This is a genomic window from Rhodococcus sp. 21391 (genome assembly GCF_016772255.1).
Classification (GTDB): domain Bacteria; phylum Actinomycetota; class Actinomycetes; order Mycobacteriales; family Mycobacteriaceae; genus Rhodococcus_F; species Rhodococcus_F opacus.
In genome coordinates, this window is record NZ_CP063783.1 from 13,706 (window position 1) to 27,416 (window position 13,711).

11 protein-coding genes and 1 pseudogene are annotated in these 13,711 nt (G+C 65.2%); 6 read left to right on the forward strand and 6 right to left on the reverse strand.

Annotated elements, in window-relative coordinates; genetic code table 11:
* Both GO592_RS42130 and GO592_RS42135 read right to left on the reverse strand, forming a co-directional pair.
* A complete protein-coding gene (locus GO592_RS42130; protein WP_007296712.1) occupies positions 1-1,119 on the reverse strand; it encodes an acyl-CoA dehydrogenase family protein in 1,119 nt (372 codons plus the stop codon).
* Positions 1,120-1,168: 49 nt separating this feature from the next.
* Positions 1,169-2,305, reverse strand: a complete 1,137-nt coding sequence (locus tag GO592_RS42135; protein ID WP_082324892.1) for a CaiB/BaiF CoA transferase family protein — start codon at positions 2,303-2,305, stop codon at positions 1,169-1,171.
* A 162-nt stretch (positions 2,306-2,467) separates the two neighbouring features.
* Here GO592_RS42135 and GO592_RS42140 point away from each other — a divergent pair, with 162 nt between their 5' ends.
* Positions 2,468-3,943, forward strand: a complete 1,476-nt coding sequence (locus GO592_RS42140; protein ID WP_007296710.1) for an aldehyde dehydrogenase (NADP(+)) — start codon at positions 2,468-2,470, stop codon at positions 3,941-3,943.
* Positions 3,944-4,237: 294 nt separating this feature from the next.
* A pseudogene (locus GO592_RS42145) lies at positions 4,238-4,481 on the forward strand (hypothetical protein); the annotation flags it as partial.
* Positions 4,482-4,543: 62 nt separating this feature from the next.
* On the opposite strand, the gene GO592_RS42150 reads toward GO592_RS42145, so the two are convergent.
* The 4 genes from GO592_RS42150 to GO592_RS42165 all read right to left on the reverse strand — a co-directional run bounded on the left by GO592_RS42150 (position 4,544) and on the right by GO592_RS42165 (position 9,326).
* Complete coding sequence (locus GO592_RS42150; RefSeq protein ID WP_007296708.1) at positions 4,544-5,809, reverse strand: MFS transporter; 1,266 nt, start codon at positions 5,807-5,809, stop codon at positions 4,544-4,546.
* A 397-nt stretch (positions 5,810-6,206) separates the two neighbouring features.
* Positions 6,207-7,001: an IclR family transcriptional regulator domain-containing protein gene (locus tag GO592_RS42155; RefSeq protein WP_007296707.1), complete on the reverse strand. Its 795-nt coding sequence runs from the start codon at positions 6,999-7,001 to the stop codon at positions 6,207-6,209.
* The gene (locus GO592_RS42160; protein WP_007296706.1) at positions 6,998-8,242 is read right to left on the reverse strand and encodes an MFS transporter; all 1,245 of its coding nucleotides are present in this window, start codon (positions 8,240-8,242) and stop codon (positions 6,998-7,000) included. Before GO592_RS42160 ends, GO592_RS42155 begins: the two co-directional genes overlap by 4 nt.
* Before the next feature lie 253 nt (positions 8,243-8,495).
* The gene (locus tag GO592_RS42165; RefSeq protein WP_007296705.1) at positions 8,496-9,326 is read right to left on the reverse strand and encodes an IclR family transcriptional regulator domain-containing protein; all 831 of its coding nucleotides are present in this window, start codon (positions 9,324-9,326) and stop codon (positions 8,496-8,498) included.
* 321 nt (positions 9,327-9,647) lie between these two features.
* Here GO592_RS42165 and GO592_RS42170 point away from each other — a divergent pair, with 321 nt between their 5' ends.
* Genes GO592_RS42170 through GO592_RS42185 form a run of 4 tightly spaced genes read left to right on the forward strand, consistent with a single transcriptional unit; the run spans position 9,648 to position 13,633 of the window.
* On the forward strand, positions 9,648-10,931 hold the full coding sequence (locus GO592_RS42170; RefSeq protein ID WP_007296704.1) for a Rieske 2Fe-2S domain-containing protein: 1,284 nt from the start codon (positions 9,648-9,650) through the stop codon (positions 10,929-10,931).
* 31 nt (positions 10,932-10,962) lie between these two features.
* Positions 10,963-12,150, forward strand: coding sequence for a zinc-dependent alcohol dehydrogenase (locus tag GO592_RS42175; RefSeq protein ID WP_007296703.1), 1,188 nt, complete (start codon positions 10,963-10,965; stop codon positions 12,148-12,150).
* Positions 12,147-12,653, forward strand: a complete 507-nt coding sequence (locus tag GO592_RS42180) for a hypothetical protein (RefSeq protein ID WP_007296702.1) — start codon at positions 12,147-12,149, stop codon at positions 12,651-12,653. The genes GO592_RS42175 and GO592_RS42180 overlap by 4 nt, the downstream gene beginning before the upstream one ends.
* A 2-nt stretch (positions 12,654-12,655) precedes the next feature.
* A complete protein-coding gene (locus GO592_RS42185; RefSeq protein WP_007296701.1) occupies positions 12,656-13,633 on the forward strand; it encodes a PDR/VanB family oxidoreductase in 978 nt (325 codons plus the stop codon).
* Positions 13,634-13,711: the final 78 nt, after the last annotated feature.

Below are 13,711 nucleotides of genomic sequence, written 5' to 3' on the forward strand. Positions count from 1 at the left end.
CTACTTTCCGTAAACCGATTTGGCGATGAGAAGTCGCTGAATCTGATTGGTGCCCTCATAGATCTGAGTGATCTTGGCGTCGCGCATCATCCGCTCCACCGGATAGTCACGCACATAGCCGTAACCGCCGTGCAGTTGTAGCGCATCGGTGGTCACCGACATGGCATTGTCGCTGCACAGCAGCTTCGCCATGGCCACCTTCGCACGCGCCGCTGGGTCCCCGTCCTGAATGAGATGGACCGCGTCGTAAAGCAGCGAACGAGCCGACTCGATCTTGACGGCCATATCGGCGACCATGCCTCGAAGAAGCTGGAAGCGCGAAATGGGCTGGCCGAACTGGTCGCGGTTCGTCGTGTACGAGACGGCGGCGTCGAAAGCGCCCTGCGCAATTCCGAGGGCCTGCGCCGCGATGAGTGCGCGGCTGCCGTTCAGTTCCGCGGAGATGTACTGGAACCCCTTATTGGGATCATTGACGACACGAACAGCGGGAAGCCGACATCCGTCGAGGACGACATCGGCCGTCGGACTGCCGCGCATTCCCATCTTCTTCTCGGGCGCGCCGAAGCTGACGCCGTCATCGTCCTTGTGCACGATGAAGACACCGAGCGACTTGTCGCCGGTCTTCGCCAGGACCGCGTACCAGTCGGCCCACGGCGCATTACTGATAAATCGCTTCTGCCCATTCAGAATCCAGTCGGAACCATCCTGTATTGCGGTCGTCGCGATCGCCGACAGGTCCGATCCCACGCGCGGCTCGGTCATGCACCACGCAGCGCCGGCGGAGCCCGACGCGACACCTGGTACCACCAGTTGCTTCAACTCGTCGGAGCCCTGACTCAGCACTGTGGACGTGCCCGCCCAGTTGACCAGCATCACCAGCGCCGAGCTTGCGCACGATGCTGCGACTTCCTCCACTGCGATGACCTGGGAGAGGAGATCGGCTCCGCTCCCACCGAGGCTCTCGGGATGCGCAAGTCCGGGAAGGTCGTTGCTGCACAGGGCCGCCCACGATTCCGACGGGAATCGCTCCTTGTCATCCACGTCGGCGGCGTGCGGTGCGATCTTGGTCTGCGCGAGTTTGCGGACGCTCGCGCGGAACTCGCGGTGTTCGATACTCATGAATTGCTCCTGGTGTCTGCGGGGAATGTGATGATTCGGGAGTCGACGGTCACAGCGGTGGCCAGCTCAGACCCGTCACGGAGGGTGGGACGCCGTCGGCGGCGGCACGGCCGGCGACATCTTCGGGAAGTCCGGCGCGGCGCAGGACTTCTTCGGTCTTGACGCGGGTGTCGGTGACGCGCCGTTTCGGTCCGCCGGAGAACACGGGGACCACCGGGACCGAATCCAGTGCGAATCCCGGATCCCTAGCCACGATCTGGTCGAACGTGGACAGCTCATGCGGTTCGAGCACCGGTGTCACGCACGCATCCACGTCGGCGAACACCGCGGTCCACTCCACCATCGTCTTCTTCTCGAACTCGGCGGTCAGCGACTTCTCGATGAGGTCCCAGGTGGACTCGTCGAAATGATTCGGTACGGCTCCGAGGTCGAGGGTGGTCCACAATCGCTCGAAAAATGCCACCTCCAGGGCACCCACCGCGACGTATCGACCATCGGAACAGCGATAGCACCGATAGAACGGCATCGACCCGACCAGTACGCCACGTCCGCGGCCGGGCAGCGTCGGCGTCTGCCAATCGACGAAGTTCATTCCCATCATCGACAGGACGCCGTCGACCATGGCGGAATCGATATACCGGCCCTTGCCTGTTCGAGTCCTGTCGTACAACGCGCCCAGAATGCCGAAGGCCGACAGCAACCCACCTCCCGCGAAGTCGGCGACCAGGTTCAAAGGCGGGACCGGCGGTTGATCCGATGGGCCGAAGGTACCGAGGGCACCCCCGATCGCGAGGTAGTTGATGTCGTGACCGGCGCGTTGCGCCATCGGTCCGTCCTGGCCGTAGCCCGTCACGCTGCAGTAGACGAGTCCCGGATTGAGGGCCGACAGTTCCGCATAGCCGGCGCCCAGCCTGTCCGCAACACCGGGCCGGAATCCCTCCATGAAAATGTCAGCTTCCGAGACGAGCGTTCGCAGCGCCTGGCGGCCGTCCTCGGTCTTGAGATCCAGCGATATGAATTCCTTGCCTCGAGACAGTGCCGGCACCGGAAGCCCGGAACGACCACCACCGATCGCGATCACGTCTGCACCGAGATCCGCGAGCAGCATGCTCGCGTACGGTCCGGGTGCCAGACGTGTCATATCCAGTACCCGAACCCCCGCAAGTGGGCCCGTCGTTGCGGTCATCGTCGTCCTCCAAAGTCATTCGGTACCTCGTGTGATGCCAATCCTGGCCTCGTGACTGCACTCACACCATCTCCATGTGGAGGTATGGCGTCACACTCGTTCTCCCGCACACTGAGGCCCACATCCTCAGCACGGGACGCTCCGAACTTGACAGGAATAGCAATGGAAACCACTGCGATAGAGACCCTTCCAGACACCAACACAGAGGATTACGAGCGGATTCTCTCGGCCGCGGAGACCGCCGCGACGTCACTCGCCCGAACAGACCCGAGCCGGCGGGCACAGATTCTGCGGTCGATGGCCGACGCACTCGACGCAAACGGCGCGGAACTGGTGCCGCTGGCGGCCGCCGACAGTTCGCTTCCCGAGGCGCGCCTTCGCGGCGAGGTCTCGCGGACCACGATGCAGCTTCGAATGTTCGCCGATGTCGTCGAGGAGGGCTCCTGGCTGGAGGCCATCATCGACACAGCAGATCCGGACGCGCTACCCGCTCCGCGCCCCGATCTGCGGCGGATGCTTGTACCCACGGGACCCGCCGCGGTGTTCGGTGCGAGTAACTTTCCGTTCGCGTTCGGGCTCGGCGGTGGAGATACCGCTTCGGCGTTGGCCGCCGGCTGTCCCGTCGTCGCGAAAGCACATCCCGCTCAGCCTCGATTGACCGCCGCCTACGCGCGGGCGATCGACGAGGGACTTCGTGCGGGCGGCGCCCCAGACGGCACGTTCGGGGTAGTGCGGGGCGCCGCCATCGGACGTCTGCTCGTTCAGGATCCGCGCATCACGGCCGTCGGGTTCACCGGTTCGACATCGGGTGGCCGGGCTCTGGCAGATCTGGCAGCCGGTCGGCCGCACCCTATCCCGTTCTACGGCGAGCTCGGCAGTATCAACCCGGTGTTCGTGACACCTGCTGCGGCTGCGGAACGGTCGGGAAAGATCGCGGGCCAATTCCTCGAATCACTACTCCTCGGCGCCGGTCAGTTCTGTACCAAACCGGGGATTCTGTTCGTCCCCGACCAGAGTTCGATCGAATGGCTCGTCCGAACCGCGATCGCAGAAGATTCATTCCGTCTGTTGCACAAAGGAATTCGCAAATCCTTCCTCGATGTGTCCCGGGAGATCCTCGAGCACCCGGACGTTCGGCCGGTGTCATCACCCGAGCAGAGCGATCTGGACGATCTGTCGGTCCGCCCGGTGATCGGCGTGACCGACGCTCGGGCGTTGCATCGAAGCCCAGAAGCCCTGCTCAAAGAGTGCTTCGGTCCGTTCGGATTGATCGTGACTTACACATCGATCGCGGAACTCGACGCGACGATGGCTGTCCTGCCGGGCACGCTGACGGCGACCGTCCACGGCACCGACGATGACCCCGATGCCGCAGCACTGCTCGACGCGCTTGCGCGCTACGCGGGGCGCGTCATCTCGAATGGATGGCCCACCGGTGTCGCCGTCAGTTGGGCCCAACACCACGGTGGCCCCTACCCGGCCACCAACTCCGTTCACACGTCAGTCGGCGCTACCGCGATTCGGAGGTTCCTGCGGCCGGTCGCATACCAATCGGTGCATGAAGCGCATCTGCCTCCCGCACTCGTCGACGCGAACCCGTGGGGTATCCCACGCCGGGTGAACGGCCACCTGTCTTAGGGCCCACGGCCCACGCACTTTCTGGGTGCACCAAGCTGCCCCCAGAAGAGAGCTCTGCCGGTTCACCGCTGCCATCTGACGGCCCGGCCACGGCGAGGAAGCCCCTTGCGGAATGCGAGGATGCGGCGGCGGGCGGTCAGGTCCGGGCGCGATGTCGGTGAGCCGCTGGTGGGGGACATGTCGTTCCCAATGGTTGCAGTAGTTCAGAGATTCCAGAGTTGGAGCAGTGCGGCGCGCAGCTGGCGGAGACGATTTCGTGATCGGTGGTCAGTCGGGGATTGGGGTGCCCGAGGCCGGCGAGCTGGTGCTCGGCGTCCGCAACGAAATCGGCTGTACGTCTGTTCGAGTCAGCCGGAGGTGGCCGGAACTCCGAAGACAGCGGTCGTCCGGGACAAGGGCGGAGTCATGGTCCGCAACAACGCCGACGAGGGATATGACTACCGGGTCCGCACCCTGGATTTCGCGAACTCGGACACACCGTTGCGACGAGTCCCGGGAACTTGCCGCCGCGCCGGCTAACGACGATCACGCCCGAGTGCGCTGCAACCAACGACACGACGGACTCCCTCGGGAGTCCGTCGTGTCGTTGGGAAGTGGGTATCAGTGTGTGGTGGTGTCGGGAGGTTCCGGTGCCGGGTCGGCGACCGCGATCATTCCGCCGTCCTCGTCGACGAAGTAGAGGACGGCCGCGCCGATGATCGGTCCGACGGCCAGAGCGGTGAACGCTGCCAGGAACGAGCCGGTGGCAGAGAAGACTGCGCCGATCGCGAGGGGAACGAGGGTGCTTGCGATCTGCCAGAAGGCGTTGGAGGCGCCGGCGGCGGTACCGGTGACCTCGCTCGAGACCAGGCGGGGAATCATCGCAACGATCAACGGCAGGTATCCGTATCCGACCAGGCCGAGGATGGGTGCCGCGATGAGGAGTGCAGGGACGTTGTCCAGTGTGCCGAAGAAGATCAGGATGACGGCGAATAGCGCGAGAATGACGATTGCGGGCTTTCGGGCGCTGCCTACTCGGTCGCCGAGCATTCCGATGAGGGGTTTGCTGACGACCGCCACGCCCGCGAAGATGGCCACGATGAATCCGGCGGTGGTGCCGGAGACTCCGTGTCCTTTGATGAGGAGGGCGTTAGACCAGGTGACGAATCCGTAGGTGCCCCAGAAGCCGCCGAACCCCGCGAGTGAGAGCAACATCAGGTCACGGTTGGTGGTCAGTGTCTTCCAGGCGGAGGGGCGCTTGCCTGCGCCTGCCGTAGCGAGCCTGTTGGCAACCGGTCCCGGTCGGATGATTACGTAGCAGGCGACTGCGGTCACGACCGAGATGGCACCGAAAAGATGGTAGGAGGTGTGCCAGCTGTAGTGGTTGATCATCCATGGGACGACGGTGTTGGCGATGACGGTGCCGAGTGAGGTGGCGGAGGTGAACAGTCCCATGACCTTGCCGAGTTCTTTGGGCTTGAACCAGCTTGCAAGGAGTTTGACGCCCGCGGCGTAATCCGCGCCGGCGAAGAAACCGACGACTGCCTGCACGCCGATGCCGATCGCGGCAGAGGTGGTTGATCCGAAGACCATCATGAAGACACCTGCGCCGACAAGCGACGCGGTGACCACCTCGCGGCCACCGAATCGGTCGGACAGGACCCCGGTGAGGGCGTTGGAGCAGACGTATCCGATGTAGTACGCGGTGGCGAACACGCCGAGGCTGGCGAGTGGCACGCCGAGATCCTCGCCGACGAAGACCGACGCCGGACCCCAGGTGGAGCGATCGACGGAGGTCATGGTGAAGGCGAGCCAGCAGAGCACGAGTACTACCCACCGATACCGGTTGCGTACCTGCTGATCAGGGGATGCGGAGATTGTCTGCACGAGGTCGTTCCTGTCTGGTCTCGGCGCGATTGCTCAGGGTCTCGGGGCTGGGCTGCAACCCGGAACGCGTCGCAGAGGATCGTTGCCGTTTAGTTGAATAGCTTTGGCGCAGTTGAAGTGTGAAGCTGGGCTGTGAATGTCATGCGGGGGCGCGGCGCTGAAAAGTTGAGGGCTAGTCACCTTGGACCGGTCGGGCGCTACACCTGTTCTATCAAGGTGATCGTGTTCACACAACAGTTCCGTCCGTTTGTTGATCAATTGCGCGCCATGCGGACGTGAACTGCTTGTACTGCTCACGCCATTGGACGCCACGCGGACCGGCCATGTCGTCGCCGCGCCGCACTTCAGTCGTGCGGCTGTCGCCGTCGAGAAACGGCGCGCGACCGCCGACGAGTCTTCAGATTCCCGGAAGCTCCTCGCGAATCTGCGCGGCTGCTTTCTGGAGTGCGGTGAGAATTGATCCCCTCATGTGGTCGAGTGAGACACGTGATGACTGGGCGGAGACGTTGAGGGCCGCGACTGCGTGGCCTTCGGCGTCGCGAATGGGCACGGCAATCGAACGGACCCCCTCGGTGAGTTCCTCGTCCGCCAGCGACCATCCCTCGTTGCGGGCATCGATGATCTTCGCGCGCAGTTCGGTGGTGTCGATCGTCGTGGCTTCGGTGTAGCTGTGGGTGTTCACGGTCGCCAGATAGGCGTCGAGTTCGGCATCCGTGCGGTCCGACAGGAGCACCCGGCCGGTGGCGACGGCGTAGGCCGGCAGACTCGTCCCGACCACGATCTCGACTGTGAGGACCCGGTCGGCCTGGACCCGGTCGACGTAGAAGATCGTGTCGCGGTGCAGCACGGTGAGCGACGCCGTCTCCTGCGTCTGCTCGGCCAGGCGCTCGAGATAGGGCCGGACGATATCGGGAAGGCTGCTGCTCAGGACGTAGGCATCACCGATCTCGAGTACCGCGGGGCGGACGGTGTAGGCGGTGCCGTCGTAGGACAGGTAGCCCATGTACTCCAGTGTCAGCACGAACCGCCTGGCCGCGGTGCGCGTGATGCCGGCGAGGGTCGCGACCTCGGTGACCGACAGTGGGCGGCGTTCTCGGCCGAACAGTTTGAGTACCTCGAGCCCCCGGCCGAGAGCTTGAACGTGATCGCGGTTCGGTTCCGGCGGCATCGTCGTTGCTTCGTTCTCGCTCACAGGCTCAACCTATCTACTTCGCGGGGTGCTGCCGACTGGGTGTGTGCATCGGAACCGCGGATCCCCCAGAGGCTGAGAGCGATGCATACCGTGTACAGCGCCACCGCAGCTGACCAGCCGGTCGCGAATCCGCCGGTGTGGTCGGACAGCAGTCCCATCAGCGCGGGCCCGCAGGCGAATCCGAGGTACATCCCGACCGCGATGGCACTCGAGGCGCGGCCCACGGCGCTGGTCTGAACTACGCGGAGCGCGCCGGCCATCAAGACCACGTTGGCCGCGAGCGCAGTCGCGCCGTGGACGCCGACGCCGAGCCACAGTAGAGGAAGCCATCCCAGAAGCTGGGCGCCGAGTAGGGCGAGTGCGCCGAGCGTGGAGCCCGATGCGAGGATCAACAGCAGGACGAAGGGGCCGGTTTTCCCGGCCAGCGCCCGGCCCCAGCCGATCCGCGCGGTGACACCGATCAGGCCGGCAGCCGCTGCGGTGAGCCCGGCCACGGTCAGGTTCAAGCCCATCTCGTCGTGCGCGAACAGCGGAAGATAGACGTTGGTGGCTTGAAGGGCGGCGCCGGAGAACAAGGCGTAGGCGGCGAATAGCCAGATGGCCGGGGGCAGCGATCGGTGCTCGGTACGGCCGGAGGACGGTGGAGCGAACTCGGGCGCGCCCGCCGACCGACGCGAACAAGCACGAGACGGTGCGAAACGCCAGGCCAGGACGGCCGAGATGCCCGCGATGGCGGCGCCGACCCACAGCGGGCCTCGCCATCCCCAGGTAAGCGCCAGTGTTGGGCATCCGATGCCGGCAGCGAGTTGACTGGCCTGCACCCCCGACTGCTTTACTCCGATCCAGGGTGACCGCTTGGCCGGTGGGGCGTGGTCGCTGATCACGCGATTGGTGACGGGGTTCGACAGAGCCTGCGCTGCCCCGGACAAGGCCATGGCTGCCAGTAACCACAGGTAGTTCGTCGACAGCGCCGCGACGACGAACGAGAGTGCGGCGCCCGCGAATACCGTGACGAGCAGTGCGCGAGCGGGGAAGCGATCACTGAACCGGCCGAAGGTCAGGGACAGGGCAGCCGCCGTCAGGAAGGTGAGCGTGGCAAGCATCCCAAACTGCACGGCGGTGATACCGAGCGAGTCGATGACCAGCGCACTGGTCGAACTCAGCCCGTAGGTCAGCAGCGGCCCGATGGCCATGGCCGCAGTCAGCAGCGGCAGCAATCCTCGGAAATCGCGGTTGTTCACTGCAGGTACTCCATCGACAGTCCTATTGCCGCGCGACGATGCGCACGGTCGCCTCATCCAGGCGTCCGCATAGCGTTCAAGCATTCTATCTTCGGACGCAAGTGTCACAGGCCCTGGGGTGTTGCCTACCGTTGCCGCCCCAGGGCGCTTTGCGTGCCAAAGTGTCGCAATGGGTAACGGGAGACCGATGGAACAACCGTGTTCACTCGGCGACTGGGCGGACGTTCGCGTGCCCCCGCAGCAGGCCGTGCAATCAGATTTCGATTCCGGCGCGCAGTTCCAGGGAGATCCGGCCGGCGGTTTCGAGGAGCGGGGGAAGGTACCGCGGCACCAGCGTGCGCGCAGGTTCGTGTGTTTGGTACATCGATACGGTGAGCGCGCCGATGTTGCGGCCGGTTCGGGAGCGAAGCGGCACGGCCAACGCTTGCACGCCGACGTCGAGAACCTGATCGGCGAAGGCCCAGCCCTGACGGCGAATGAGGTCCAACTCGCGCCCCAGTCGACTGCGCTCGTCCTTTGCGAGCGCGGGGTGAGGGTCCTGGGTAGCCGTGACATCGAGATGCCGGTTCAGCTCGGACTCGGGAAGTGCGGCCAGCAGCACCTGTCCAGCCGCGGTCCGGCGGGCGGGTAAGCGGCTACCCGCCTTCAGGGATACCGACATGCCGGACGCAACGTCCACCCTGCTGACGTACCGAATGTCCGGGCCTTCGAGCACGGTCACGGACGCGGAGGTTTCCAGGTTTCGCGCAAGTGCCTCGAGGTGCGGCTGGCACACGTCGGCCAGGGTGAACCTCGACAGATTGGCGTAGCCCAGCGTGAGTACCTGCGGCGTCAGGGTGAACTTGCGGCCGGAGACCTCGACGAATCCGAGTTCGACGAGCGTGTGCAGGAATCGCCGCGCCGCGGAGCGGGGAAGTCGGCACCGATCTGCGACCTCGGTCAGCGTGAGGTCGCGATGCTCGCGGTCGAAGGTGGTCAGCACCGCGATGGCGCGTTCGAGTGATTGGACCGCGTCCTTCGGCCGGGCCGGCCGCACGGGCGTCGACGGTGGTATGCCGTCGACCGCACTCCTGGCTCGCGTCATCTGCTCCCTCTTCGGTGACTGCACTCGCTGAGTGGCTCCGTTGGATCCCACTACCGAGAGTCTAATGAAGTTCGCATTGCGCGCATATGCGCGTGCTGTTCGGTCGAGACGTCGTTGGATGGTGCGCGATCCCGGGCGGCAGGGTTCGACGCATCTCGGTGACTGAAATGGCGAGGACCTGCGGCCCTTGGGGCTGGGAGGTAAGGCCGCCCATGGTTGACGCTACGAAGCGGTGTGTGTCAGAGTTTGCGCACCGGTCAATTTACGCGCAACTGCGCGCTATGCGAACGGAAATGACCGCGGAAGGTCGAAAGGACTCCCATGCTGACGCAAGACCAAAACACCCTGCTGGTACAGACGGGCCCCGATACGCCGATGGGCCGGCTCTTTCGCCGATACTGGATCCCGGCGTTGCTGGCGGAGGAGTTGCCGGAGCCGGACTGCGCCCCGGTCCGGGTCAAGTTGCTCGGCGAGCAACTGATCGCATTCCGCGACACCCAGGGCCGGCTCGGTCTGCTCGACGAGTTCTGCAGTCACCGCACCGCCTCGCTGTACTTCGGCCGCAATGAGGACTGCGGACTGCGCTGCGCATACCACGGCTGGAAGTACGACGTCGAAGGCAACTGCATCGACATGCCGTCCGAGCCGGAGGACTCGAAGTTCAAGTCCCGGATCAAGCAGAAGGCGTACCCGTGTGTCGAGCGCGGCGGCGTGATCTGGACCTACATGGGTCCACCCGAGCTGAAACCCGAACTGCCCGAACTCGAGTGGGCGACGCTCGGCGAGGGTCACCGATTCGTCTCGAAGCGACTGCAGGAGACGAACTACCTGCAGGCGATGGAGGGCGGGATCGACTCGAGTCATGTCTCATTCGCCCACCGGTTCAACCTCGACGACGACCCGATGCACTCGGGAACCGAGGGCAACAAGTACCTCAAGGCCGACACCCGACCGAAGTTCGAGGTCGCCGAGAGCGACGGCGGCCTGGTCATCGGGGCCCGCCGTAACGCCAACGACGAGGAGTACTACTGGCGGATCACGCAGTGGATCATGCCCTGGTACACCATCATTCCGCCGTTCGGAACGCACAACCCGCTCGGCGGGCACGCGTGGGTGCCGATCGACGACCAAACGTGCTGGGCGTGGAGCATCAACTACCACCCCACCCGGGAACTGCGCGAGGACGAAGTCGCGTCGATGCGCAACGGCGATGGCATCCACGCCAAGTACATCCCCGGGACCTACCGGACGCTGGCCAACAAGGACAACGACTACCTGATGGACCGCGAGGCCCAGAAGCAGAGGAAGACGTTCTCCGGCATCGAGGGCATTGCCGCGCAGGACTTCTCCCTGCAGGAGTCGATGGGTGAGATCTGCGATCGCACGAAGGAACGGCTCGGTACCTCGGACGCGGGCATCATCTTGGCCCGGCGCCGGCTGCTCGGCGCGCTCGAAGAGCTCGAGGCGGGGACCCTGCCCGGGATGAGCCCCGAACATCAGCGTGTGCGGTCGACCTCGGTCCTGCTGCCGAAAGCGACGCCCTTCAAGGAGGGCGCCGAGGATGCGCTCCGCATGGTCGAGGGCGAAGACTTCGTCTCCATCTGATCACCCAGGCAACGAGAACAAGGAGTCCGACGTGACCAACAGCGCCGACATCGACATCGCACCGACGCGCTCGGTAGCCCGCCCGCCGAGGCTGGTCCGCGCCGCGGTGTCGATGCCCGACACGACGACGACCATCCGCCACCTCGACACCGACGCGGCAATCGGTGCGGTGGGCTGGCTCGAAGTCGAATCCTCCGCGGTGTGCGGAACCGATGTCGGTCTGTATCGGGCCGGACTGGACTCGCCCACCGTGCTCGGCCATCACGTCGTCGGGACCGTCGTGTCGGTGGAGGAGACCCAGTCGACCGCGTGGGACGTGCGGCCCGGCGACCGGGTCGCGTTGGAGGAATACCTGCCGTGTCTGCGGGAGGCCTGCCCGGCGTGCCGCATCGGGGACTACCGCATGTGCCCACACACCGATTTGTTTTCGGGAAAACGGCGAGTGGGCCTTGTCTCGGCGGACGACGGGGCCGGCCTGCACGGCGGCAACGCCGAATACATGCAGCTCAGCGCGAACAGTCTCGTGTACCGCCTACCGGCGGTTCTCGACGCGGATCTCGCGGCGTGGACGCAGCCCTTCGCCAACGCACTCGACTGGACGGTCGACACCGGCGGCGCCAGGGAAGGCTCCACCGTCGTCGTCATCGGCCCCGGCTACCACGGCATCGCCGCGGTAGCCGCGGCCCGAGCCGTCGGCGCCGCCCGCATCGTCGTGATCGGGGTGCCGGACTCGGTCGGCCGACTCGAGATCGCCGAATCACTCGGTGCGGTACCGGTGATCAACAACAACCACAGCCTCCCCGAGCTTATCCTGCGAGCAACCGGCGGCGAGGGAACCGACGTACTACTCGACACCGTCGGACTCGGGGGAGAGGCCGTTGCCGCCGCCGCCCGCGTGCTGCGCAAGCGGGGCCGGCTCGTCATCGGCGGACTGGGCTCGACCCCGGTCTGCGAACTAGATCTCAAATCCCTGGTACGCGGCGCCAACACGATCGTCGGTGTCCGGGGCCGCTCCCCCGATGCGGTCACACGCAGCATCGAACTCCTCGCCGACGGGCGATCAGGCTTGGAGATCGTGCCCTCCGTCGACGTCGACCTGGACCAGGTCGACAACATGCTCGGACGGATGGCCACCGGACAGGGGCCGGTGAGTCCGCACGTCGTCATTCGCCCGCAGCTGCGCCGTCCGGCCGATCAGAAACGAGGAACGTTGTCATGAGCGAGATGACACCACGCCGACTGTCCTACGCGGCACGAATTCTACTGGTGCCCTTAGGTGAATCGGGTCACAGAGTCGTCGAGCAGATGGCTGCGAAGGGGCTGACCGAGGTGCAGGTGGTCACCGAGCACGCGCCGAGCGAGGTGGCCGTACGCGACATCAACGCCGACACCACCACCATGCGCCGTATCGACGAGTTGGCTACCGAATCGGACATGGTCATTCTCATCGGCTCGGTGCTGCCCCAAGTCCCCGTCGGTTTCGCCACCACGATGGCCGAAGCAGCCCGCCAGTCGGGCAACCTGCTCGCCGGCGTACTGGTCGATCAGCAGGACTGGGACAGCCAGCGAGGCGCCGAAGCGATGGCAGTGCTGAGGATGGAACTCGACATGCTGGTGTCCATCACCCAGGTCGATCTCGCCACCGCCTTCGTCGATGTCCTCAAGGGGGGATACCGCACCGCGGGTGCATGCGCGCCAGTTCTCTCGACCCCAAGGATCTGAAAATGACACAAGAGACCAACCACCTCCTGGTCCGGCAACAACGACTCGAATCCGATGGCGTGTTGTCGCTGACCCTGGAACGACCGGACGGCGCCGCCCTCGGCGAATGGGAGCCCGGAGCACACATCGACATCGTGCTGCCCTCCGGGACCGTTCGGCAGTACAGCCTCTGCGGTGACCCCACCGACAAGACCGCCTACCGGATCGCCGTCCTGAGAGAAGACGAGGGACGCGGTGGGTCGAAGGAAATCCACGACAGTGTCCGGGTGGGGGATCTACTGGCGGTGCGTGGCCCCCGCAACCACTTCGCCCTCGAGCCCGCACCCCACTACCTCCTGATCGCCGGTGGAATCGGGGTCACTCCCATTCTTTCGATGGCACGACAACTGTCGCGGGAGAACGCCAGCTGGTCCGCACTCTACGGTGGCCGCAGCCGCGCCACGATGGCATTCGTGGAGGAGTTTTGCGGGCTCGGCGAGGTGAACGTCTCTCCCTCAGACGAATCCGGAAACATCGACCTGGCAGCCGCCCTGGCCGAGGCTCCGGCCGGCACCGCCGTGTACTGCTGCGGCCCCGAAGGCCTACTGCAGGCGGTGAAGTCGGTGTGCGGTCCGGTGCTCGGTGACGAGGCGATTCATTTCGAGCGGTTCGGCGCTCCCGTCGTGGGGGCGGACCCTGCCGCGGCCGCGGAAGCCTCGGACGGGCAGTCGCTCACCGAATTCGACGTCGAACTGTGCCGTACCGGCTGCACGTTGAAGGTGCCCGCTGACCGCACCCTGCTCGAAGTCGTCCTCGAAGCGAACCCGGACATCCTGTACTCCTGCGAGGACGGCTTCTGCGGATCCTGCGAAACCCGCGTGCTCGACGGAGTTCCCGAACATCACGATTCGATCCTCTCTCAGGCAGATCGTGAGAAGGGCGAGACGATGATGATCTGCGTCGGACGTTCCCGCACACCCACACTGGTACTCGACGCTTGACGTCGAAGGAAGCTGTGAGGAGCCGGGTGCCACTGTTCCGACGGTAAAGGCGGCCACGCCTAATCCCTGAAACCGGTG

What these genes read in the sequence shown, in the direction of transcription:
- GO592_RS42130 (WP_007296712.1), bottom strand. Translation starts at nt 1,119, where the DNA reads ATGAGTATCGAACACCGCGAGTTCCGCGCGAGCGTCCGCAAACTCGCG.
- GO592_RS42135 (WP_082324892.1), bottom strand. Translation starts at nt 2,305, where the DNA reads ATGACCGCAACGACGGGCCCACTTGCGGGGGTTCGGGTACTGGATATG.
- GO592_RS42140 (WP_007296710.1), top strand. Translation starts at nt 2,468, where the DNA reads ATGGAAACCACTGCGATAGAGACCCTTCCAGACACCAACACAGAGGAT.
- GO592_RS42165 (WP_007296705.1), bottom strand. Translation starts at nt 9,326, where the DNA reads ATGACGCGAGCCAGGAGTGCGGTCGACGGCATACCACCGTCGACGCCC.
- GO592_RS42170 (WP_007296704.1), top strand. Translation starts at nt 9,648, where the DNA reads ATGCTGACGCAAGACCAAAACACCCTGCTGGTACAGACGGGCCCCGAT.
- GO592_RS42180 (WP_007296702.1), top strand. Translation starts at nt 12,147, where the DNA reads ATGAGCGAGATGACACCACGCCGACTGTCCTACGCGGCACGAATTCTA.
- GO592_RS42185 (WP_007296701.1), top strand. Translation starts at nt 12,656, where the DNA reads ATGACACAAGAGACCAACCACCTCCTGGTCCGGCAACAACGACTCGAA.